The sequence below is a fragment of the Massilia sp. IC2-477 genome, assembly GCF_020707265.1.
In the GTDB taxonomy this organism is placed as follows: Bacteria; Pseudomonadota; Gammaproteobacteria; order Burkholderiales; family Burkholderiaceae_D; genus Telluria.
The window spans coordinates 21,247-42,165 of sequence record NZ_JAJFEQ010000002.1; the positions used below are offsets into that span (position 1 = coordinate 21,247).

At 63.1% G+C, this 20,919-nt stretch carries 20 protein-coding genes; 8 read left to right on the plus strand and 12 right to left on the minus strand.

What is annotated here, in order from left to right; all coding sequences use genetic code 11:
* Positions 1 to 48: 48 nt before the first annotated feature.
* The 4 genes from yidC to rpmH are packed head-to-tail and all read right to left on the minus strand — an operon-like array spanning position 49 to position 2,550.
* On the minus strand, positions 49 to 1,719 hold the full coding sequence (gene yidC, locus LK542_RS03475) for a membrane protein insertase YidC (protein WP_227810830.1): 1,671 nt from the start codon (positions 1,717 to 1,719) through the stop codon (positions 49 to 51).
* A 10-nt stretch (positions 1,720 to 1,729) separates the two neighbouring features.
* Positions 1,730 to 1,993 (minus strand): membrane protein insertion efficiency factor YidD, encoded by a 264-nt coding sequence (gene yidD / locus LK542_RS03480; protein WP_227810831.1) that lies wholly within the window; start codon positions 1,991 to 1,993, stop codon positions 1,730 to 1,732.
* On the minus strand, positions 1,990 to 2,382 hold the full coding sequence (gene rnpA / locus LK542_RS03485; protein WP_227810832.1) for a ribonuclease P protein component: 393 nt from the start codon (positions 2,380 to 2,382) through the stop codon (positions 1,990 to 1,992). The genes yidD and rnpA overlap by 4 nt, the downstream gene beginning before the upstream one ends.
* A 33-nt stretch (positions 2,383 to 2,415) precedes the next feature.
* Positions 2,416 to 2,550, minus strand: coding sequence for a 50S ribosomal protein L34 (rpmH, locus tag LK542_RS03490; protein WP_040378179.1), 135 nt, complete (start codon positions 2,548 to 2,550; stop codon positions 2,416 to 2,418).
* Between the two features lie 333 nt (positions 2,551 to 2,883).
* Between rpmH and dnaA the strand changes: the two genes are divergently transcribed.
* From dnaA to gyrB, 3 genes are all read left to right on the plus strand, one after another.
* Entirely contained in the window at positions 2,884 to 4,284 is a 1,401-nt protein-coding gene (dnaA, locus tag LK542_RS03495) for a chromosomal replication initiator protein DnaA (RefSeq protein WP_227801175.1), read from the plus strand.
* Positions 4,285 to 4,498: 214 nt separating this feature from the next.
* Positions 4,499 to 5,605 (plus strand): DNA polymerase III subunit beta, encoded by a 1,107-nt coding sequence (gene dnaN / locus LK542_RS03500; RefSeq protein WP_227801176.1) that lies wholly within the window; start codon positions 4,499 to 4,501, stop codon positions 5,603 to 5,605.
* Positions 5,606 to 5,803: 198 nt separating this feature from the next.
* Positions 5,804 to 8,305 (plus strand): DNA topoisomerase (ATP-hydrolyzing) subunit B, encoded by a 2,502-nt coding sequence (gyrB, locus tag LK542_RS03505; protein WP_373889540.1) that lies wholly within the window; start codon positions 5,804 to 5,806, stop codon positions 8,303 to 8,305.
* 59 nt (positions 8,306 to 8,364) lie between these two features.
* On the opposite strand, the gene LK542_RS03510 is transcribed toward gyrB, so the two are convergent.
* The 4 genes from LK542_RS03510 to nudK all read right to left on the minus strand — a co-directional run bounded on the left by LK542_RS03510 (position 8,365) and on the right by nudK (position 11,978).
* Positions 8,365 to 8,664 carry a hypothetical protein gene (locus tag LK542_RS03510; protein ID WP_227810833.1) on the minus strand — a complete coding sequence of 100 codons (300 nt, stop codon included), beginning with the start codon at positions 8,662 to 8,664 and terminating at the stop codon, positions 8,365 to 8,367.
* 35 nt (positions 8,665 to 8,699) lie between these two features.
* A complete protein-coding gene (locus LK542_RS03515) occupies positions 8,700 to 9,986 on the minus strand; it encodes an MFS transporter (RefSeq protein WP_227810834.1) in 1,287 nt (428 codons plus the stop codon).
* A 138-nt stretch (positions 9,987 to 10,124) separates the two neighbouring features.
* Positions 10,125 to 11,222, minus strand: coding sequence for an MrcB family domain-containing protein (locus LK542_RS03520; RefSeq protein WP_227810835.1), 1,098 nt, complete (start codon positions 11,220 to 11,222; stop codon positions 10,125 to 10,127).
* A gap of 168 nt (positions 11,223 to 11,390) precedes the next feature.
* The gene (gene nudK / locus LK542_RS03525) at positions 11,391 to 11,978 is read right to left on the minus strand and encodes a GDP-mannose pyrophosphatase NudK (RefSeq protein WP_227810836.1); all 588 of its coding nucleotides are present in this window, start codon (positions 11,976 to 11,978) and stop codon (positions 11,391 to 11,393) included.
* Positions 11,979 to 12,048: 70 nt separating this feature from the next.
* Here nudK and LK542_RS03530 point away from each other — a divergent pair, with 70 nt between their 5' ends.
* The 3 genes from LK542_RS03530 (at position 12,049) to LK542_RS03540 (ending at position 13,827) form a co-directional block, all read left to right on the plus strand.
* On the plus strand, positions 12,049 to 12,804 hold the full coding sequence (locus LK542_RS03530) for a DeoR/GlpR family DNA-binding transcription regulator (RefSeq protein ID WP_227810837.1): 756 nt from the start codon (positions 12,049 to 12,051) through the stop codon (positions 12,802 to 12,804).
* Between the two features lie 16 nt (positions 12,805 to 12,820).
* Positions 12,821 to 13,183, plus strand: a complete 363-nt coding sequence (locus LK542_RS03535) for a DUF4406 domain-containing protein (RefSeq protein WP_227810838.1) — start codon at positions 12,821 to 12,823, stop codon at positions 13,181 to 13,183.
* A gap of 143 nt (positions 13,184 to 13,326) precedes the next feature.
* On the plus strand, positions 13,327 to 13,827 hold the full coding sequence (locus tag LK542_RS03540) for a hypothetical protein (RefSeq protein WP_227810839.1): 501 nt from the start codon (positions 13,327 to 13,329) through the stop codon (positions 13,825 to 13,827).
* Between the two features lie 32 nt (positions 13,828 to 13,859).
* Here the strand turns inward: LK542_RS03540 and LK542_RS03545 are convergent, their stop codons facing one another.
* Positions 13,860 to 14,963 carry a hypothetical protein gene (locus LK542_RS03545; RefSeq protein ID WP_227810841.1) on the minus strand — a complete coding sequence of 368 codons (1,104 nt, stop codon included), beginning with the start codon at positions 14,961 to 14,963 and terminating at the stop codon, positions 13,860 to 13,862.
* Between the two features lie 183 nt (positions 14,964 to 15,146).
* Here LK542_RS03545 and LK542_RS03550 point away from each other — a divergent pair, with 183 nt between their 5' ends.
* A complete protein-coding gene (locus LK542_RS03550; RefSeq protein ID WP_227810842.1) occupies positions 15,147 to 16,085 on the plus strand; it encodes a PHB depolymerase family esterase in 939 nt (312 codons plus the stop codon).
* On the opposite strand, the gene LK542_RS03555 is transcribed toward LK542_RS03550, so the two are convergent.
* From LK542_RS03555 to infA, 3 genes are all read right to left on the minus strand, one after another.
* Positions 16,075 to 17,727 carry an ATP-binding domain-containing protein gene (locus LK542_RS03555; RefSeq protein ID WP_227810843.1) on the minus strand — a complete coding sequence of 551 codons (1,653 nt, stop codon included), beginning with the start codon at positions 17,725 to 17,727 and terminating at the stop codon, positions 16,075 to 16,077. The two genes, LK542_RS03550 and LK542_RS03555, sit on opposite strands and share 11 nt — an antisense overlap.
* A gap of 193 nt (positions 17,728 to 17,920) precedes the next feature.
* Positions 17,921 to 19,102: a fatty acid desaturase gene (locus LK542_RS03560; RefSeq protein WP_227810844.1), complete on the minus strand. Its 1,182-nt coding sequence runs from the start codon at positions 19,100 to 19,102 to the stop codon at positions 17,921 to 17,923.
* 97 nt (positions 19,103 to 19,199) lie between these two features.
* Positions 19,200 to 19,463: a translation initiation factor IF-1 gene (gene infA, locus LK542_RS03565; protein WP_227801192.1), complete on the minus strand. Its 264-nt coding sequence runs from the start codon at positions 19,461 to 19,463 to the stop codon at positions 19,200 to 19,202.
* A 317-nt stretch (positions 19,464 to 19,780) separates the two neighbouring features.
* Here infA and blaOXA point away from each other — a divergent pair, with 317 nt between their 5' ends.
* The gene (blaOXA, locus tag LK542_RS03570; protein ID WP_227810845.1) at positions 19,781 to 20,566 is read left to right on the plus strand and encodes a class D beta-lactamase; all 786 of its coding nucleotides are present in this window, start codon (positions 19,781 to 19,783) and stop codon (positions 20,564 to 20,566) included.
* The last annotated feature ends 353 nt before the right edge of the window (positions 20,567 to 20,919 follow it).

Here is a 20,919-nt window from a genome sequence, read left to right on the forward strand (position 1 = left end):
GAAAAAGCCCGCGCATCGCGCGGGCTTCCGAAGACAAACGCCAACAGCTTACTTCGCCGGAGCCGCCGTCTCGAACTTCTTGGTGATCACCCACTGCTGCGCGATCGACAGGATGTTGTTGACCACCCAGTACAGCACCAGGCCCGACGGGAAGAAGAAGAAGATGACCGAGAACGCCAGCGGCATGAACAGCATCATCTTCGCCTGCACCGGATCGGTCGGTTGCGGGTTCAGCTTGGTGGTGATGTACATCGAGACCGCGTAGATGATCGGCAGGATGTAGAACGGGTCAGGCTGGGTCAGGTCGGTGATCCAGCCGATCCACGGCGCGCCGCGCATCTCGACCGAGGACTGCAGCACCCAGTACAGCGCGAAGAACACCGGCATCTGCACCAGGATCGGCAGGCAGCCGCCCAGCGGGTTGATCTTCTCGGTCTTGTACAGCTCCATGGTGGCCTGCTGCATCTTCTGCGGGTCGTTCTTGTAGCGCTCGCGGATCGCCTGCATCTTCGGGGTCACCACGCGCATCTTGGCCATGCTGCGGTAGCCGGCTGCCGACAGCGGGAAGAAGGCCAGCTTGATCAGGATGGTCAGGGCGACGATGGTCCAGCCCCAGTTACCCAGCAGCGAGTGCAGGTGGTCCATCACCCAGAAGATCGGCTTGGCGATGATGGTCAGCACGCCGTAGTCCTTCACCAGCTCCAGGCCCGGGGTGATGGTTTCCAGGGTCTTCTCGTCCTGCGGGCCCGAGTACAGGCGGGCGTCGCTCGAGACGGTCGCGCCAGGCGCCACGGTGCCCAGCGGCAGCACAGTGCCGATCGCATACAGGTTGGTGGCGATCTTCCTGGTGTAGATGTCGCGCTGCGCCTTGTCGGCCGGGATGAAGGCCGAGACGAAGAAGTGCTGCGAGATCGCGACCCAGCCGTTGTTGGCCTTGGCCGAGTGCTCCGCCTTGCCCTTCTCGATGTCTTCGAAGGTCAGCTTCTGGTACTTGTCTTCCGCGGTGTACAGGGTCGGGCCGGTGTAGCTCGACATGAACCACGAGTCGTTGGCCGGCTTGTTGCCGTCGTGCTGCAGCTGCAGGTAGAGCGATGGCTGCACCGGGGCCTGCGAAACGTTGGTCACGTCATGGCGCACGCCGATGGTGTAGTCGTTCTTACGGAAGGTGAAGGTCTTGGTCAGGCGCACGCCGCCCTGCTCCGCGTCCAGCACCAGCTGCACGTTGCCGTTGGCGTCGCGGGTGGGTGCGCCGCCGCGGACGGTGAACGGGGTCTGGTGGTTCGGCAGCACGCCGGCCGGGGTCGAGCCGATCAGGCCGGTCTGGCCCAGATAGGTGTTCGGGCCGCCGACGGTGAACAGCACCTGGTTCTTGGTCTTGTCGAAGTGGTCCGGGAACTTCAGCAGTTCGAGGCGCTTGATGACGCCGCCGAGGGTGTCGATGTCGACCTTCACCAGGTCGGTGGTGACGGTGACGCGCTGGCTTGCCGGCGCGGCTGCGGCGGGTGCAGCTGCACCAGGCGTGCCCGGCACGGCGGCGGCGCCCGGCTGGGCGGCTGCCGGCACGTCGTTCGGCTTGGGCTGCTGCTGCGCCACCTGGGCGGCTGGCGGCGCCGGCGAGAACAGCGACTGCTTACCGTTGGCCACCATCCAGTTGTTCCAGAGAACAATCAGGGAAATGGCGAACACGATCCACAGGACGGTACGTTTATTGAGTTCCATTGGAGTCTAGTCAGGAGTGGTTACAACCGCGAGCGGCTGGTGGGGGTTGCTTGTGCTGGTCCGCAGGCGGGACGAAGTCGACGCCGCCCGGATTCCACGGATGGCAGCGGCACACGCGGCGCGCGGCCAGCAGCGAACCGCGTGCGGCGCCATGGACGCGCAGCGCTTCGATCGCATAATTGGAGCAGGTCGGGTAGAAACGGCATTTCTGCCCGAGCAGCGGGGACAGCAGCAGCTGGTAGCCGCGAAGGAACCAGACCAGCAGCGTCTTCATGGTGAAGGCGGGGCCTTGCGCGGACGCTGCGAGGCGAACAGGCGGGTGAGCTCGGCGCGCAGCTCTTTCTTGAGGGCGCGCGTGGTGGCCGGCCCGTCCTTGGCGTTCACCGGGCGCGACAGGCGCACGATGCAGTCGACCGCCAGCAACTGGCTGGTGCGGAACAGTTCGCGCGTGACGCGCTTGATCGTGTTGCGGGTGACGGCGCGCGGCGCGAAGCGCTTGGCCGCGACGACGCCCAGCCGCGCGTGCGGCAAGGTCGATGGTCGGGTGTAGAGCACGAAATGCGCGGATTTTTGCGCCGGCCGCAAACGAAAAACGGATGAAAACTCATCCGTTTTAACGATACGCCGAACGCGCGCGAAGTCGTGCGAACCTTCGCCTGTCATGGCCGACCGCGTCGATCTGCTGGTCTAAGGAACTTAGACAGCCAGGCGCTTGCGGCCCTTGGCGCGGCGAGCGTTCAGGACTTGACGGCCACCACGGGTAGCCATACGTGCGCGGAAGCCGTGCGTGCGCTTGCGACGGACGACGGAAGGTTGGTAAGTACGTTTCATGGTGGTCTCGCTTAAAGCAAAAGTAAGTGCAAAATCGGGTCTGACGTCGTGTCAGGATTCGTCGCCAATGACAGTTCGCAGATGTTAAGCCAGCGTCACGCCACAGCAGATACTCGTTTCGCCCGGGACGCGACCTGCCGACATTGTCAGCTTGATATGGCGCACGGACGGGGAACCCTGAATTAGACATGATTTCCAGTCCAGCTGTCAAGGAAGCTGTTGTATCCCGACGAGTTCGCGTTCTGCGTTTTCGGTTGAAAATAGTGGGTCCAACCTGTGGATAACTTCGGCCGAGACAGGTAAAATAGCGTGTTACGTATCAACTAGCGAAGTATGGAAAACTTTTGGCAGACCTGTTCCGCGCAGCTGGAACTCGAGCTGACGCCGCAGCAATATAGTGCGTGGATCAAATCGCTCGTCGTCCTCGACTACGAGGACGGCAAGCTGCGCATTGCGGCGCCGAACCGCTTCAAGCTCGACTGGGTCAAGACGCAGTTCGCCACCCGCATCACCGAGCTCGCCTGCCAGTACTGGGAAGCCCCGGTGGAGGTGCAGTTCGTGCTCGACCCGAAGAACAGCCCGGCCAAGAAGCCGGCGGGTCCCGCCTCGTCCGGCGCCGACGGCAACGCGGCGCCCAACCTGAATGCGCCCCGCCCTGCCGACCCGGCCCCGAGCCAGGGCAATGTGAACATCGCCAACTCGCCCAAGCGCGAGCAGAGCCGCATCAACACCGACCTGACCTTCGACAGCTTCGTCACCGGTAAGGCCAACCAGCTGGCGCGCGCCGCCGCGATCCAGGTCGCCAACAACCCGGGCGTGTCGTACAACCCGCTGTTCTTCTACGGCGGCGTCGGCCTCGGTAAGACCCACCTGATCCACGCGATCGGCAACCAGGTCATGGCCGACAACCCGAACGCGCGCATCCGCTACATCCACGCCGAGCAGTACGTGCGCGACGTCGTCACCGCCTACCAGCGCAAGGGCTTCGACGACTTCAAGCACTATTACCACTCGCTCGACATGCTGCTCATCGACGATATTCAGTTCTTCGGTGGGAAGAGCCGCACGCAGGAAGAGTTCTTCTATGCCTTCGAGGCGCTGATCGCGGCCAAGAAGCAGATCATCATCACTTCGGATACCTATCCGAAGGAAATCACCGGCATGGACGACCGCCTGATCTCGCGCTTCGACTCCGGCCTGACGGTGGCGATCGAGCCGCCGGAGCTGGAAATGCGCGTGGCGATCCTGCTGAAGAAGGCGCAGTCCGAAGGCGTGGGCCTGTCGGACGACGTGGCCTTCTTCGTGGCCAAGCACCTGCGCTCGAACGTGCGCGAGCTGGAAGGCGCGCTGCGCAAGATCCTGGCCTACTCGCGCTTCCACGGCAAGGACATCACCATCGACGTGGTGAAGGAAGCCCTGAAGGACCTGCTGTCGGTGCAGAACCGCCAGATCTCGGTGGAGAACATCCAGAAGACGGTCGCGGACTTCTTCAACATCAAGGTGGCGGACATGTATTCCAAGCGCCGCCCGGCGAACATTGCGCGGCCGCGCCAGATCGCGATGTACCTGGCCAAGGAGCTGACCCAGAAGAGCCTGCCGGAGATCGGCGAGCTGTTCGGCGGCCGCGACCACACCACCGTGCTGCACGCGGTGCGCAAGATCGCCCAGGACCGCCAGAAGAATGCCGAATGCAACCACGAGCTGCACGTGCTGGAACAAACCTTGAAAGGTTGATACGTAGGGTGGGCGGATTTTCCGCCCACGCGGTGATCGCTGCAGGGCGATACGTTGCGACAGAGCCGGTGATGTTGACCGCGTGGGCGGCAAGCCGCCCACCCTACGAAAAACGGTCAACGGCCCAATATTCGGGAGGGTTTGTGTTAATTCCCGGCAATTGGCAAAATAGAGCGATAGCAATAAATAAATTAATACTTAACTGAGGATACCTATGCAACTGGTCAAAACCACCCGAGACACGCTTCTCCGGCCACTGCAGATCGTGAGCGGTATTGTCGAGCGTCGGCACACTATGCCGATTCTGGCCAATATCCTCATTCGCAAGGACGGCGAAAGCGTCTCGTTCCTCTCGACCGACACCGAAGTCCAGATCACGACGCACGCGAACATCGGTTCGGGCGACGACGTGACCGGCACCACGGTGGCGGCGCGCAAGCTGCTGGACATCCTGCGTGCGCTGCCGGAATCGGGCGACGTCACCATGACCCTGCAGAACAAGCGCCTGGCCGTCCAGAGCGGGAAGTCGCGCTTCGCCCTGCAGACCCTGGCCGCGGAAGAGTTCCCGACCGTGTCGGTGGCCGACAGCTACAACGCCACCGTCACCCTGCCGCAGAAGACGCTGAAGCACCTGTTCAACATGGTGCACTTCGCCATGGCCCAGCAGGACATCCGCTACTACCTGAACGGCCTGCTGCTGGTGCTGGACGGCCAGAACATCATCGCCGTGGCGACTGACGGCCACCGCCTGGCCTTCTGCCAGGTGGCCTCCGAGCAGTCCTTCGAGCGCCAGGAAGTGATCATCCCGCGCAAGACCATCATCGAACTGCAGCGCCTGCTGGAAGAAAGCGATGAGGAAGTGCGCCTGGATATCGCCGCCTCACAGGTGAAGCTGACCTTCGCCGACATCGAGCTGGTCTCGAAGCTGGTCGAGGGCAAGTTCCCTGACTACACCCGCGTGATCCCGAAGGGTTACAAGAACGAGTTCACGATCGGCCGCGACGAGCTGCTGCGTTCGCTGCAGCGTGCTGCGATCATGACCAGTGACAAGTTCAAGGGCGTGCGCTGCATCATCGAGCCGGGCGTCATGAAGATCAGCTCGACCAACGCCGACCAGGAAGAGGCGGTGGAAGAACTCGAGATCGACTACGGCGGCGACACCATCGACATCGGCTTCAACGTGACCTACCTGCTCGACGTGCTGAACAACCTCAAGTGCGACCAGGTGAACATCGCGCTGGGCGATTCGAACTCGTCGGCGCTGATTTCGATTCCTGACAATGGCGACTTCAAGTATGTCGTCATGCCGATGCGGATTTGATCCTTGTTTGAATAGTTGAGCAGCCGGCACCATCTACATTAAGAGTCAGCCTCAACCCGTCATTCCCGCGCAGGCGGGAATCCAAGTTCGTCGATGTTCACGCAAACTTGGATCCCGGCCTGCGCCGGGATGACGACTCAAGCGCTGCAGGTGAACGCCAAAGCAGCCTTGAATCACCCGTTATATAGAAAGCAGTCCATGTCCGAGAATACCCAACCAGAAATGACTCCCGCCCCGAAGGCGGACGAATACGGCGCGTCTTCGATCCAGATCCTGGAAGGCCTGGAAGCGGTGCGCAAGCGCCCGGGCATGTACATTGGCGACACCTCGGACGGCACCGGCCTGCACCACCTGGTGTTCGAGGTGCTCGACAACTCGATCGACGAAGCCCTGGCAGGCTTCTGCTCCGAGATCCACGTCACCATCCACAGCGACAACTCGATCTCGATCACCGACAACGGCCGCGGCATCCCGACCGGCATCAAGATGGACGACAAGCACGAGCCGAAGCGCTCGGCGACCGAGATCGCCCTGACCGAACTGCACGCCGGCGGCAAGTTCAACCAGAACGCCTATAAAGTCTCCGGCGGCCTGCACGGCGTCGGCGTCTCGTGCGTGAATGCGCTGTCGAAACTGCTGCGCGTGACCGTGCGCCAGAACGGCAAGGTCCACCAGCTCGAGTTCTCGCGCGGCGTCCCGATGGACCGCCTGATCGAGGTGCGCGACGGCGTCGAAGTCTCGCCGATGAAAGTCCTGGGCGACACCGACAAGCGCGGCACCGAAGTGCACTTCTGGGCCGACGAGGAAATCTTCACCACCGTCGAGTACCACTACGAGATCCTGAGCAAGCGTATCCGCGAACTCTCGTTCCTGAACAACGGCGTCAACATCAAGCTTTCCGACCAGCGCACCGGCAAGGAAGAAGTGTTCGCCTTCGAGGGCGGCACCCGCGGCTTCGTCGAGTACATCAACAAGGCCAAGACCGTCCTGCACCCGACCGTGTTCCAGGCCACCGGCGAGCGCGTCTCCGAGCAGGGTACCAACATTTCGGTGGACGTGTCGATGCAGTGGAACGACGCCTACAACGAGCAGGTGCTGTGCTTCACCAACAACATCCCGCAGCGCGACGGCGGCACCCACCTGACCGGCCTGCGCGCGGCGATGACGCGCGTGATCAACAAGTACATCGACGAGAACGACTTCGCCAAGAAGGCCAAGGTCGAGATCTCGGGCGACGACATGCGCGAGGGCCTCACCTGCGTGCTGTCGGTGAAGGTACCGGAGCCGAAGTTCTCGTCGCAGACCAAGGATAAACTCGTGTCGTCGGAAGTGCGCGGCCCGGTCGAAGAGATCGTGGCCAAGACCCTGACCGACTTCCTGATGGAGAAGCCGAACGACGCCAAGATCATCTGCGGCAAGATCGTGGAAGCCGCGCGTGCCCGCGAGGCCGCCCGCAAGGCGCGCGACCTGACCCGGCGCAAGGGCGTGATGGACGGCCTGGGCCTGTCCTCGAAGCTGGCCGACTGCCAGGAACGCGACCCGGCGCTGGCCGAGCTGTACATCGTCGAGGGTGACTCGGCAGGCGGCTCCGCCAAGCAGGGCCGCGACCGCAAGTTCCAGGCCATCCTGCCGCTGCGCGGCAAGGTGCTGAACGTGGAAAAGGCGCGCTTCGAAAAGATGCTGTCGTCGGAGCAGATCACCACCCTGATCGCGACCCTCGGCACCTCGATCGGCCCGGACGAATTCAACGTCGACAAGCTGCGCTACCACCGCATCATCATCATGACCGACGCGGACGTCGACGGCGCCCACATCCGCACCCTGCTGCTGACGCTGTTCTACCGCCAGATGCCGCAGCTGGTGGAGCGCGGCCACATCTACATCGCCCAGCCGCCGCTGTACAAGGTGAAGGCCGGCCGCGACGAGCGCTACCTGAAGGACGACGTCGAGGAAGCCAGCTACATGATGACCTTCGCGCTGAACGCGGCTTCCTTGATCCCGCGCGATGGCGCCGAGCCGATCACCGGCGAAGGCCTGAGCGAACTGGTGCGCCAGTACAACCTGGCCAACGCCATCATGATGCGCCTGACCCGCGTGATCGACCGCGCGGCGCTGACCGCGATCATGAGCGGCGTCACGCTGGACATGAGCACGCTGGAAAACGCGGAAGCCTCGGCCAAGGCAATGGAAGCGGCGATCAACGACCGTGCCGTCAAGGTGATCGTGCGTTCTGACGAATTGAGCGAGAAGCACGCGCTGCGCATCGAGCGCATGCATCACGGTAACGTGAACGTCACCTCGATCGACGCCGACTTCGTGCTGAGCAACGACTACGCCGTGCTGGCCAACGCAGCCGCCACCTTCCAGGGCCTGATCGGCGAAGGCGCCATCATCCGCCGCGGCGAAGGCGACAAGATGAAGGAATTCGCGGTGCGTGGCTTCCACGAAGCCATGATCTGGCTGCGCGAAGAAGCGGAACGCGGCGTGAGCAAGCAGCGCTACAAGGGTCTGGGCGAGATGAACCCGGAACAGCTGTGGGAAACCACGATGGACCCGACCGTGCGCCGCCTGCTGAAGGTGCAGATCGAGGACGCGATTGCGGCGGACCAGATCTTCACTACGCTGATGGGTGACGAAGTTGAACCGCGTCGTAACTTCATTGAGACGAATGCGCTGCAGGCGGGGAACATCGACGTCTGATCAGGCTGCGTCTTGATGTAAAAATGGCCTCTTCGTGAGGCCATTTTTTATTTCTACGACTACTCGATCTTCTCTTCGAACTCGCTCAATCGCTGCATGACTACCGGGTTGTTTGCATACTTGCGCTTCAGCTGCGCGAGCTTCTTGTCGGTGCCGGTACACAGCTTGCGGATCTCCTGATTCACTTCCCTCATGCGCTGCTTGTCGGGCGGGTCGGGCATCTCTCCCCGAAAATGATCGCATCCCTCCCGCTTCGCGACAAACTTGGCGACATCGGTGGGTAGCTTCTCTTCCGCGGCAATTGCTGAACTAGCGCCCAAACACACCAACACGAATACCACGCTCACCATCAGACGCATTTCGCTCTCCCATGTGATCGTTTCTACGTTGACGCTTACTCCTGCTCGGAGATCGGCCGCATGACCAGGAACTGATACGACATCGCACCGAGGAACGCGATGCCAGCCCCAGTCAGCAAGGCCGGCACGAACGACCAGCTTTGCGCGATATACCCGGTAAAGATCGGCGCCAATGCGCCGCCAATGAAGCCACCAAAGTTCTGGATCGCACCGAGCGAGGCAACGCGGCTATGCGGCGCCACTGCGGTGGCGAGCGACCACGAACAGGCCGATGCCGCGTTGGCCAGGAAGATGACGATCGAGATGCAGGCGATGGCTGCGGTGTTGCTCTCGACCAGCGCTGCGGGAATCGTGAACGCCACCATACCCAGCATGGCCAGCACCACCGCGGTTCGACGTCCCGCCACGGCAGAGCTTGCACGTCGGGTGATGCGGTCGGACGCCCAGCCCGCCACAAGGGCACCGGCGAATCCGCAGACGAAAGGAATCGAAGCGGCCACGCCGACGTAGGCCACATCCATATGGCGCTCGGTGCGCAGGTAGCCGGGGAGCCAGGTGAGGAAGACCCAGTTCAGGTAGACCGAACCGAAGAAGCCGAGCAGCATGCCCCAGGTGGCGCGATGCCGGAACAGGGCGCGCCACGATTCAAAACCTGCTTTTGGCCCCTCTTCGACAACTTGGCCTTCGTCGAGATAAGAACGCTCGGCTTCGGACAGTTCCTCGCGCACCGGATCCCGATAGAGGATGACCCAGACCACGGCCGCGACGATGCCCAATGCGCCCGTCACGAAGAAGGCCCAATGCCAGCTGGTCGCGGCGATCAGGGGAGAGAGGCAGAGAGGCGCCAGCGCGAAGCCCAGTGGAGAAGCTGAATTGAAGATGCCGGTCGGCGTTCCGCGTGCGCGCAGCGGGAACCAATTGCTCACCACCCGTGCCGCCGCTGGGAATTGCGGCGCCTCGCCGATGCCGAGCACGATCCGTGCAAGCACGAACCAGCCGAAGCTGGACACGAGTCCGCCCGCAGCCTGGGCCAGCGACCACAGGACCAGGCCGGCGCCGAGCAGCCAGCGCGGCCCGATCTTGTCGACCAATACACCGACTGGGAGCTGGCACAGGGCATAGCTCCATGAGAACGCTGACAGCAAGATCCCCATCTGGCCCATCGAAAGGCCAAGGTCTGCACGGATGAATTCGTTAGCTACGGCCAAGGTAGCCCGGTCGAGGTAGTTAATGACACCGGTAACTACCAGCAACGTAAGCGCTATGGTTTGACGACGTCGGATACGAAAAGGGATAGTTCGGTTGCGAGAGATATCGATCATTTTATGATCGTATCAAATTGATGTCGATTTAGGAAAAGATATTTTTACCATGAAAGGTTTTCATACCACCACCTTCACCGACATGTGCTGATTTGAGGTTGTTGACAGCACAAGTTTATAAGGAATAAGTCCGCCACATCAATCCTCAATCACTGCCGTCCCGGCATAAAAGCGTAAGAAATCGTTAGATCCAATCTGCAAATCGTGCTTTTGCAGCTGCTCTTTCCGTTGTCTAAAAAGTGTCATTAGTAGTGATTTTCGTTCGTTGTCAGCACCATAATGCAGCAAACGATGGCACGTAGCACACAATGAGACAATGTTAGCGACAACATCAAGCGAAGCTTGGAAATGTGACTGTTGACTGATTGGAATCAGATGGTGAGCCTCCACATATCGTTTTTTTCTTGCCCTGGACAAAAACGTCCAGTGGGTTGCGTCGATCTCGCACGAAAACTGCGCAGCTTGAATCGCAGCAGCAGCAACAACAGGTGAGCGGACATACTTATTAGATAAAGGATTGACAAATAGCGGCGCACTAACAATATTCTTCACATGTTCAGAGGTAGTCAATTGGGCCGCCTTCTCCAATACGACATTTTGGAACTCTTCTTCGCTGACAGAGAATAAAGAGTGTAGGTTTTTCCCAAATAAAGAGAATAAACGCTCATAGTGCTTAAGGAGATATGTCAAATTTTCAAAAAAAACTGCATCACTAGGTGGATCAGTACGCAAATATTCGTAGCTTGCGATAGCCGCCGCTTCATATGCACGTCCTAAATCCCCGGTAGAGGCAAGTGGAATTTTCCCCTTCCAAACATCTGGTGCCACCTCGAGGTAACTTAAAGCTCGAGTTGCTGCCTCCTCCATCTTTTTCCAAGCAAAACTTTTGGTATAGCGTTTTTCAACTGCTGTAATGCCTTGATTTAAACTCAAAAAGCACTTACTCATATCTTCCGAGAACAATAGCACCACGTAATAACCATTCTCAGCGTTCTCGGTAACTTCCTTTCTAAAAATCCCAACCCACGGAACACGCGCGATGTTCCCATTGCCGATTGAACCTTTAACCTTGTAAAGGTGAGCTATCTTACGATCTTTTAAAAAGGTTTCTATTCGATGCGGAATTTCGTTAAGAAGTGAGACTTGATCCGGAGTTCCGACAAGCTTAGCTACACCGCCTAACTTAGCGCGAGTTGTTGAGTAATTATCAAAAACGTCAGTGAAGAGATTCCGCATGTCGCACCATTGCTCAAAAGATATTGAACAAGGTTAGCATCGATGTCTTCAAATGGCGAGCGATCCTCACATAGAGCGTAGAAATGTGGCTGGCATACAATGCTTGGAATTTCTATCTGTACTGCTAGCTAAGCATTGACGCTTGCAGGCATGTGTATTGGCAGCTAACTAAAACCACTTAACGAACAGCTGCAACGCCGCATGCTGCAACAGCATGATCGTCTTGCCGTCGACAATCTCTCCCCGTCCGATCATCTCCATCGCCTCGTAAAACGGCAGCTCCAGCACCTCGATATCCTCCCCCTCCACCACGACACCACCTCCATCGCTGACGCGCTGGCTGTCCTCGTATTCCGCCACGAAGAAGTGCAGCTTCTCCGTTACCGACCCGGGGCTCATGTAAGCCTCGAACACCTTCTCCACCCGCTCGATGCGATAGCCGGTTTCCTCCTCGGCCTCCATGCGGATGCGCTCGGCCGGCGCCATGTCGTCCAGCAGGCCGGCGGCCGCTTCGATTAGCATCCCGTCCGCCAGTCCGTTCAGGTAGGCCGGCAGCCGGAACTGCCTGGTCAGCACGACGCTGCGCCGCGCACGGTTGTACAGCAGGATCGCCGCGCCATTGCCGCGGTCGTAGACCTCGCGCACTTGGCGCTGGCTGCTGCCGCCCTTGCGCAGGTAGTCGAAGGTGTACTTCTTGAGCACATACCACTGGTCCGACAGGACGGCGACATCGATGAGTTCGACAGGAGCAGACATCGGATTCCTTGACGTTTCGATGCCGCCAGCCTAACATGCAATTTCGTGCAACTTCAAGAAATTTCGTGCAATGCTGACCAGTCAACGAAAAAGCGAGATCCTCGCCCTGCTGAAGCGCCAGGGCCAAGTTGAGGCCAAGGCGCTCGCAACCCATTACGCGGTGTCGGAAGATACGATCCGCCGGGATTTGCGCGAAATGGCGGCCGAGGGTCTGCTTCAGCGGGTGCATGGTGGCGCATTGCTGGCCTCCCCCGCCGAGGCCGGCCTGGCCGAGCGTCAGCGGATTGCCATCCCGTCGAAAGCCCAGGTGGCAGCCGCCGCGACGCGCCTCATCGCGCCCGGCCAGATCGTCATCCTCGACGGCGGCACCACCTGCGCGGAACTGGCCCGCTCCCTGCCGCGCGACATGCCGCTCACGGTGGTCACCCACAGCCCGACCATCGCCGTCGCCCTGGCCGAGCACGAGAAGATCGAGGTCGTCCTGATCGGCGGCCGCCTGTTCCGGCATTCGATGGTCGCCGTCGGCGCCGCCGCGCTCGAGGCGCTCAGCCACGTGCGGGCCGACCTCTACTTCATGGGCGTGACCGGCGTGCACGCCGAAGCCGGTTTCAGCACCGGCGATTACGAGGAGGCCTACATCAAGCGCGCCCTGTCCGCCCGGGCCGCCGAAACGGTGGTCCTCGCTTCAAACGAAAAACTCGGCGTGGCATCCGCCTACAAGATCGGGGACCTCGGCATGGCCGCGAGCCTGGTCGTCGACGGTGCGCCCTCGCCCGAACTCGGCGCGGCACTGGCCAGCGCCGGTGTCAGCGTCGTGAGCCAATAAACGAAAGGAACACACCATGCAGGCCAAGACCATCCTGATCGCCGGCCCCTACCGCAGCGGGACCGGCGACGACCCGGTGCTCATCGAACGCAACCTGAAGGCGCTCGAGCAGGCCGCGCTGGCGGTGTACGACAAGGGGCACTTCCCGCTGATTGGCGAATGGGCCGCGCTGCCGCTGGCGCATGCCACCGGCGCCACGGCGCCGGGCGCGATTCCGCAGTCCTTCCTGTACGAAGTGGCCCAGCGCATGCTGCGCCAGTGCCATGCGGTCTACCGCATCGCCGGCGAGTCGCGCGGCGCCGACATGGATGTGCAAACGGCGAAGGAGCTCGGCCTGCCGGTCTATGTCGATCTCGCCGACATCCCACCGGTCACGTAGCGCCCTGCTCCCTCCCGCGTACGTTTGCCTGAGGCAAGCCCGGATTCCAGAGCTGAGTTGCTATAGTAAGACTCACCAGTTACCAGCCGGAGCACGACCTCATGCGTCTTCTTCAACGAGCCGCCACCACACTCGGAGGGATTTTGGTTTCCACCATCGCTATCGCCGCGCCCGAACAGCAGGCCGCGGCCTTCATGAACATCTATTCCTCGCACTGCCTGAAGTATCTGCACGACTTCGACGGCCTGCGCAACCAGCTGAAGGCCTTCCCGCAGCTGCCGCCGGAAGCGGCGGCGATGTTCCTGCAGGGCGCCAAGGGCGCCGCCTGGTCGGTGCCGAGCCAGCACGGCCAGTTCATCATGGTCGTCCATTCGGACAAGAACGTGTGTGCGCTCTACGCCAAAACAGTGCCGGCCGCGACAGCCCAGGCGATGTTCGAGAAGACCGTGGGCAAGGCGCCCGCGCCCTTCCGCGCCGAACGCAAGCGCAATACCTCGGACAAGGGGCCGGATGGCGTCAAGAGCACCATCGCCTACGAGTGGAGCACCGAAAAATCCCCACGCAAGCCGCTGTTTGCGCTCACCACCACGACCAGCAAGAATAGCGTGGCGCAGGGCGTGGCCACCGCGGCCATCGGCCACTGAACGGCGCCCTGGCGCCGCCCTGCCGTGCCTGGCTATTGCGGCAGCCTGATCTTGATGACGGCGTTGCCTGAGGTGGCGTACAGGTTGCCCTTGCCGTCGGTCGTGATGCCGCGGATGGCCGCCAGGCTGCCCGGCAGGTTCCCGGGCTGCAGCGTGCCGGCGCGCGCGGTGCCGGCCACCGTGGTCACGACGCCGGCCGGGGTGATCCTGCGCACCAGGTTGTTGACGGCATCGGCTGCGTAGACATTGCCCTGCGGGTCCACCGTCAGGGCCACCACTTCCTCGAAGCTGGCCGCGGTTCCGGTGCCGTTGACTGCGCCGCGCCCATTCGCCGCACCGGCCAGCAGGTTCAGGACATTGACGGCGCCGATCTGCGCATTGTTGGTGCGGCTGATCCGGCGCTGCAGGTCGAACACGTAGACGTTGTTGTTGGCATCCGCCGCCACGCCGCGCGCTTCCGGGTTGCGCGTGCCCATCAGGTCCTGGGCCACTTCCGGGCCTTCCAGCATGGAGGTAAAGCCGGCCGCGATGCGGCGCGTGCTCAGGCCGTTCGTCACCAGCACGTGGTCGCGCGCGTCGACCGCGATGCCTTTCGGAGTGATCGCCGGCATGCTTGTCGCGGCGACATTGCTGCCCACGGGGATGGTCGCAAACGTGGCCACCTGGCCGGTGCTACTCGCCACGCTGCGGATGCGCATGCCGTCCGTGACGTACAGGGTGCCGCCCGCGTTGATGGCCAGCGCCAGCGGTTCGGTGAAGCGCGCGCGGTCGCCGGCGCCGTCGATGTACTGGCTCGAGCCCGCGGCGCCGGCCAGCGTGGTGACCGCGCCTGCCGGCGTGATCTTGCGAATTGAATCGTTGCCGGTGTCGGCCACGTACAGGTTGCCGGCGGCATCGATGGCGATGCCGGTAGGGGTGTCGAAGCGCGCCGCCGTGCCGCTGCCGTTGGTGCTGCCCGCGTCCGTGGCGCTGCCGGCGACGATGCTGATGGCCTGCTGCGGTTGCGGCGCCGGGTCGTCGTCCTCGTCTTCCTTGGGCGGATGGTCCCCGCAGGCTGCCACCAGCAGCATCAGTGCCGATGCGGCGAGTACCTTCAGGCGCGGGCGTGCGGGCTTGCCAGTGGGCGCTTGTTTCATTGGGTTCTCCAGGATCCGATTCACAAAATGCTAACACGGGACGCTGGAGGCGGCGGCGTGGATTCCCATGTCCTGCGCATGAATCAAGCCTGGCGATGCATCCTGCATGTTCGTGCTGGTTTTCGTCCGCTGGGGAAAGTGGTGTGGTTCAATGCTGCCACCTTCATCAGCAAAGGACCGTCGATGCCCGACGATGCAATCCCGAGCGGCGGCACAGGGCCCGCCCTCGTGCCAACGGCGGCCACGCTCGCACGTCCGGAAGGCGCGCGCCGCTACCTGGTCGCGACGCCGGCAGGAAGAAGCCCTGCTGGACGGCCCTTGGTGCTGGTGCTGCACGGCGCCGGTGCGTCGGCGCAGCAGGTGCTGGGCCAGGCCCATCCCCCTTCGCCGCTGTCCGTTTTTCTCGAGATCGCAGCGCGCGACGGCCTGGTGGTGATCGCGCCGGATGCCGGCAAGGGCGGCTGGAGCGACTGTTTTGCCTCCAGCGCGCGCGTGGCCCGCAAGGACGACGTCGGCTTCATCGCAGCGTTGATCGACCATGCGATCGCCCATCATGATGTCGACCCGGGCCGCGTCTACCTGATCGGCGTGTCGCGCGGCGGCTGGATGGCTTACCGCGCAGCCGTCGAGATCCCGCAGCGGCTGGCGGCGTTCTCGGTGGTGCTGGCAGGGATGCCGCTGCCTGGCCGCAGCCCGGCCCCCGGCATGCCGCTGCCGGCGCTGGTGTTCGGCTGCACGGCCGACCCCTTGATCCCCTACCACGGCGGCAAGCACTGGTATGCACCCTGGTTCATCGAGCCGGTGCGCGGCATCAAGGACTCCGTGCACGCCTGGCGCGAACTGGCGGGCCTGCCGGATACGCCCGAAGTCGTGCGCCTTGCGGCGAGCGACCCGCGCGGCAGGACAAGCGTCACCCGTTATCTGTGGGGAGGAGCGCCCGGTGGGATGCAGGTCGGCCTGTACCGGATCGACGGCGCCGGCCACGCGGAGCCGAGCCGCCTGAAGCGCTACCCCCGCTTCATCAACTGGCTGACCGGCCTCCAGAACGCCGACCTGGAGGTGGCGGAAGCGGCCTGGGCGTTCTTCCGCGATAAACGCGCCGGGGCACAGCTCACAGCTTGATGTCGCCGCCCCCGCTCATGCGGTCGAGGAACTGCACCGAGGCGCGCTCGCTCATCACCAGCACCAGCTTCAGGCGCGCCCGCGTCATGCCCACGAACAGCTTGCGCAGCGTGAGCTCGTCCATCTCCTCGAAGTCGATCTCGGTGAAGATCAGCGCCGGCGCCGACTGGCCCTTGAAGCGGTAGACGGATTCGGCCAGCAGTCCGCCCTCGCGGAACACCGGATTCCCGAACAGGTCGTAGGCACCGGTGAAGGAGCGCAGCGTGTGGGCGTCGCTCAGCTTATCCAGCTTGAGGATGGCCGATTTTTCCCGTCCGCGGAAGGAGCAGATCGCGATGTCCTGGCGCCCGAAGCCGGCGGCAAGGCACAGCGTCACGGCGCGCCGGGTCTGCGACAGCATGGCCTCCACGTTGCCTTCCGGGTAGGTCAGCTCCTCGATGTCGGCGCCCTTGAACGGGCTGCCCGCCTCCACCGGCTGGCTGACGGCGCCGATCGAACCCAGCATCTGCACCACCTCGCGCGGGCTGCGGTAGTTGGTGTTCGAGTGCAGCACCACCCAGCCGGGCAGCGGCACCGACTCCTTGCCGTACAGGTTCTGGTCCGGGTCTTCCAGCCAGATGGCGCGCCCGCCGTCCTTCAGCATGCGCAGCACGATATCGCGCCAGGTGGTCGAGAAGTCCTGGCCCTCGTCGATGATGACGACGTCGTACTGCCAGGTCTCGGGCAGGTCGGCCGAGGCCAGCGCGCTCTCGATGTCGGACCAGACGTTCGGCGAGCCATAGTCGGGCGTCTTGCCCTGGGCGCGCAGCCAGGCGTCGCACAGCTCGTGAAAGTTGGCGACGCGCCCGCCGGCGGGCACCAGGCGCTCGATGTGGTCGGCCAGCGGGCGGTTGAAGCAGACGTAGAGCGGGCGCAGGCCGGCGTCGATGGCGGCCGTGTATTCGGCCAGCGCCAGCTGGGTCTTGCCGCTGCCGGCGGTGCCCATCACGCGCAGGCGGTAAGGCGTGAACTCGAGCCGGCGCGCCCAGGTGGCCAGGCCGCCGGACAGGCGCGTCACCATCTGGGTGGCGCAGCCGATCATCGAGCTCGGGTCAGGGCGCAGGCTGAGGGTGTCGCCGAGGTAGCGCGTGACGCGGTCGAACTCCTCGGTGCGCGGCGTCAGCGGCAGGATCTCGCGGATCTTCGCGCCCAGGCGCCCCTTGGTGGTGGCGTCGATGATGTGGCTGGGGTCAATGCCCGCCTGCTGCGGGTCCTTGACGATGTAGTCGGGGCAGTACAGCAGGTAGTCGATCGACAGCTCGCCCTGGTAGCGCTTGGCGAAGCCTTCGATGGTGTGCAGGATCTGGTGGCGGATCTTGCGCGGCTTGCCCTGGTAGTTCTTGACCAGGCCGTCCCTGCTCTCGTTCAGGAAGCCGGCAATCTGCTCGATCAGCAGCAGGCGGCCGTTGGGCGCCACGATGATGAAGTCGATGTCGCCATAGGCCGAAAAGCCGTGCTCGACGTTGGTCCAGTGGACCCCGTGGTAGATCTCGTAGGGCGTGTCCGAGAGGCGCTTCTCGAGCAGCGCCAGGGTCTCGATTTCACGTGCGGCGGCGCCGGTGACGGACATCTCGCGCCAGCCGGCAGGATGGATATGGGCCATGGATCGTCGCTCACCTGTTTTTTATATAACAATATTGTAAAGCCGATCACAGTTATGAACAGCACTGTAGGGTGGGCGGGGTAATTTCGGGCAATGCCTGGAATTACGAACACCCACGCGGTCAACAGGCGCCAGCACCGGCACGACGTATCAGCATGTGGTGATCACCGCGTGGGCGGCATAGCCGCCCACCCTACGCGTATCCGCGTAATTCCGTGGCAAACGCACGCACCCGCGCGCACTTGTCCTCCGCCGCACGGGCGCACCAGGCGCTGAGCGCCTCCAGCAGCTGCTCCTCGCTGGCCAGCGAGCGCTGCCACAGCTGCGCCAGCTGCTCGCGCAGGCCCTGCACCCGGCGCAGGTAGTCGCTGGACGCCAGCAGCCCGCCGAGCCGGCCCTGCTCCTCGCCGTCGAGGTAACCCGGATCGCGGCTGAGCAGGCGCAGCGCCGCCCTGCGATCGACACCTTTATCCAGCGCGAGGCTGCGCAGCTCTCTCCGCCACACGGGTTTCAGGCGCGCATTGAGCGCCGCCATCACCCGCGCGCGGTTGCCCAGCACGGCGCGCAGGGTGGCCGTGTCGACCTGGGCGTGGCGGTAGCGGATGTCCGGCGCAGCCGGCAGCGGGCGCGCCCGGGCCAGCCCCAGCCACTGCATGAGCCGGATGTACATCCAGCCGATATCGAACTCATACCATTTGACGGACAGCTTGGCCGAGGTGGCGAAGGTATGGTGGTTGTTGTGCAGCTCTTCGCCGCCGATCAGGAGGCCCAGCGGCACGATGTTGGTCGCGGCTTCCTGGCAGTCGAAGTTGCGATAGCCGATCGCGTGCCCGGCGCCATTGATGACTCCCGCCGCCAGCACCGGGATCCACAGCATTTGCACGCCCCAGACCGTCAGGCCGATGATGCCGAACAAGGCGACGTCGACGATCAAGAGCAGGCCCACGCCCTGCCAGGTGAAGCGGCTGTACAGGCGGCGCTCGATCCAGTCGTCGGGGCAGCCGGTGGCATAGCGGCTGATTGCTTCATGGTCGCGGCTGGCGGTGCGGTAGAGCTCGGCGCCGCGCAGCAGCACGGTGGACAGGCCCGCCTGGCGCGGACTGTGCGGGTCGCCTGGGCGTTCGCAGTGCGCGTGGTGCTTGCGGTGGATGGCGACCCATTCGCGCGTCACCATGCCGGTGGTCAGCCACAGCCAGAATCGGAAGAAATGGGTCACCACAGGGTGCAGCGAGAGCGCGCGGTGCGCCTGGTGGCGGTGCAGGTAGACGGTGACGGCGACGATGGTCACATGCGTCGCCACCAGGGTGTAGATCAGGATGCTGAAAGCCGATGCGCCAGTAAGCCCATCGGCCAGGAAACGCAAGACGATTTCCATCAGTTGCCTCCCTAGCCAGAACAGCTAGTATGCGCGCTTCCCCGCGGAGAAGCGCGCGCCTGCCTTGCACAGGCTGGAGGCGCGCACGCCCTGAGGCTTAGCGGCGGCGCGGAGCCGGACGCGGACCGGTGGGACCGCGGTTTTCGATGTGGCGGAAGGTAATACGGCCCTTGTTCAGGTCGTACGGCGACATTTCCAGGGTGACGCGGTCGCCCGCCAGGATACGGATGTGGTTCTTCTTCATGCGGCCCGAGGTGTAGGCAATCAACTGGTGACCGTTGTCGAGGTTCACGCGAAAACGCAGCTCCGGCAGGATTTCCGCAACCAGTCCATTCATTTCGATCAGTTCTTCTTTGGCCATGCTCATTTCTCCTAATTCGTTAATGAAACGTCGGTCGCACCGCTGGCGAAGCCTGGCGGCGTTGTGCTGATGTTGATGCTGGCCCGACCGAGACCAGGTGGAGAGAGGGAAGCGCACAACCCGCAGCAATTGGAAGGCGGGTGTGGAGGCTTGGGCGGCGGCGTAGCGCGTTCTGCATCTACGGGGCCGGGGGAAAGTCGGAAGCGCTGCTTCGACGACAGGCCTCCAGTATACCAGTGTTGGCGATGCGCTGCAGAAAGGGGCCGGTTTTGGCTCCTTGAGCCGGTTGCTATACTGCACGTTTTGATGGAGGCCCGATGCACCTGAAACCCCTGATCATGCTGGCGCTGGTGGCCGGCGCCGCGCTTCCCGCAGCCGCCCAGGGCGCGATCCGCTGCACCCTGCTGGTCGATGCCGACAGCGGCAAGACGCTGGTGCGCGACGGCCAGTGCGAGCAGCGCGTCACGCCCGCCTCGACCTTCAAGGTCGCGATCAGCCTGATGGGCTACGACAGCGGCATCCTGGTCGACGAGAAGACGCCACTGCTGCCTTTTCGCGAGGGTTATGTGGACTGGCTGCCGGAATGGCGCACGGCGACCGACCCGGCAGCCTGGATGAAACAGTCGGTGGTCTGGTATTCGCAGCAGGTGACGACCCGCCTTGGCGCCGGGCGTTTCCAGTCCTATATCGACCGCTTCGACTACGGCAACCGCGATGCGTCCGGCAACCCCGGCAAGCACGACGGCCTGACCGAGGCCTGGCTGAGCAGTTCGCTGAAGATCTCGCCCGACGAGCAGGCCGTATTCCTGCGCAAGCTGGTGAACCGTACGCTGCCGGTGTCGCGCAAAGCCGTCGAGATGACGGCGTCCATCATGCGCTACCCCATGCTGCGCAACGGCTGGGAGCTGTACGCCAAGACCGGCAGCGGATCGGAACCGGGCGCGCTGCCGCACGGCTGGCTGGTCGGTTGGGCCACCAACGGCACACGCACGGTGGTCTTCGCGCGCCTGGTGCAGGACGACAAGCGCGAGAACGGACGCGCCGGGTTGCGCGTGCGCGACGCCTTCATCAGGGAGCTGCCGAAGCTGCTCGAAAAAATGTAGGGTGGGCGGCTTGTCCGCCCACGCGGTCGACGGGCGCCAGCAATGCCGCGTGGGGTGAATCGTGCCAGTGGCACGATTCACAAGCCGCCCACCCTACGATGCGGTAACGCACCCATTGCGCATCGCACCAATTTTCGCTTGACATGCCGTCCGCACTTCTTTTAGAGTGGATCGCATGTCTTTCCACCTGCATCTGTCGATTTCCCTACCTGCCACCGGCGCGCTAGCGCTGGGTCTGCTACTACGCGCGTAATCCCCGCCGTACGCCCGGCCACAAGCCGGCTCCCACAAGCAGTCTCGCAGCCCAGGAAGTGACACGATGTTCCAGTTTCCCACCCAAGCACCATCCAGCA

Coding starts and splice junctions, on each gene's coding strand:
- blaOXA (WP_227810845.1), top strand. CDS start 19,781: ATGCACCTGAAACCCCTGATCATGCTGGCGCTGGTGGCCGGCGCCGCG.
- LK542_RS03535 (WP_227810838.1), top strand. CDS start 12,821: ATGCAGGCCAAGACCATCCTGATCGCCGGCCCCTACCGCAGCGGGACC.
- nudK (WP_227810836.1), bottom strand. CDS start 11,978: ATGTCTGCTCCTGTCGAACTCATCGATGTCGCCGTCCTGTCGGACCAG.
- LK542_RS03555 (WP_227810843.1), bottom strand. CDS start 17,727: ATGGCCCATATCCATCCTGCCGGCTGGCGCGAGATGTCCGTCACCGGC.
- LK542_RS03520 (WP_227810835.1), bottom strand. CDS start 11,222: ATGCGGAATCTCTTCACTGACGTTTTTGATAATTACTCAACAACTCGC.
- LK542_RS03550 (WP_227810842.1), top strand. CDS start 15,147: ATGCCCGACGATGCAATCCCGAGCGGCGGCACAGGGCCCGCCCTCGTG.
- dnaN (WP_227801176.1), top strand. CDS start 4,499: ATGCAACTGGTCAAAACCACCCGAGACACGCTTCTCCGGCCACTGCAG.
- rpmH (WP_040378179.1), bottom strand. CDS start 2,550: ATGAAACGTACTTACCAACCTTCCGTCGTCCGTCGCAAGCGCACGCAC.
- dnaA (WP_227801175.1), top strand. CDS start 2,884: ATGGAAAACTTTTGGCAGACCTGTTCCGCGCAGCTGGAACTCGAGCTG.
- LK542_RS03560 (WP_227810844.1), bottom strand. CDS start 19,102: ATGGAAATCGTCTTGCGTTTCCTGGCCGATGGGCTTACTGGCGCATCG.
- rnpA (WP_227810832.1), bottom strand. CDS start 2,382: ATGACAGGCGAAGGTTCGCACGACTTCGCGCGCGTTCGGCGTATCGTT.
- gyrB (WP_373889540.1), top strand. CDS start 5,804: ATGTCCGAGAATACCCAACCAGAAATGACTCCCGCCCCGAAGGCGGAC.
- yidD (WP_227810831.1), bottom strand. CDS start 1,993: ATGAAGACGCTGCTGGTCTGGTTCCTTCGCGGCTACCAGCTGCTGCTG.
- LK542_RS03545 (WP_227810841.1), bottom strand. CDS start 14,963: ATGAAACAAGCGCCCACTGGCAAGCCCGCACGCCCGCGCCTGAAGGTA.
- LK542_RS03510 (WP_227810833.1), bottom strand. CDS start 8,664: ATGCGTCTGATGGTGAGCGTGGTATTCGTGTTGGTGTGTTTGGGCGCT.
- yidC (WP_227810830.1), bottom strand. CDS start 1,719: ATGGAACTCAATAAACGTACCGTCCTGTGGATCGTGTTCGCCATTTCC.
- LK542_RS03530 (WP_227810837.1), top strand. CDS start 12,049: ATGCTGACCAGTCAACGAAAAAGCGAGATCCTCGCCCTGCTGAAGCGC.
- infA (WP_227801192.1), bottom strand. CDS start 19,463: ATGGCCAAAGAAGAACTGATCGAAATGAATGGACTGGTTGCGGAAATC.
- LK542_RS03515 (WP_227810834.1), bottom strand. CDS start 9,986: ATGATCGATATCTCTCGCAACCGAACTATCCCTTTTCGTATCCGACGT.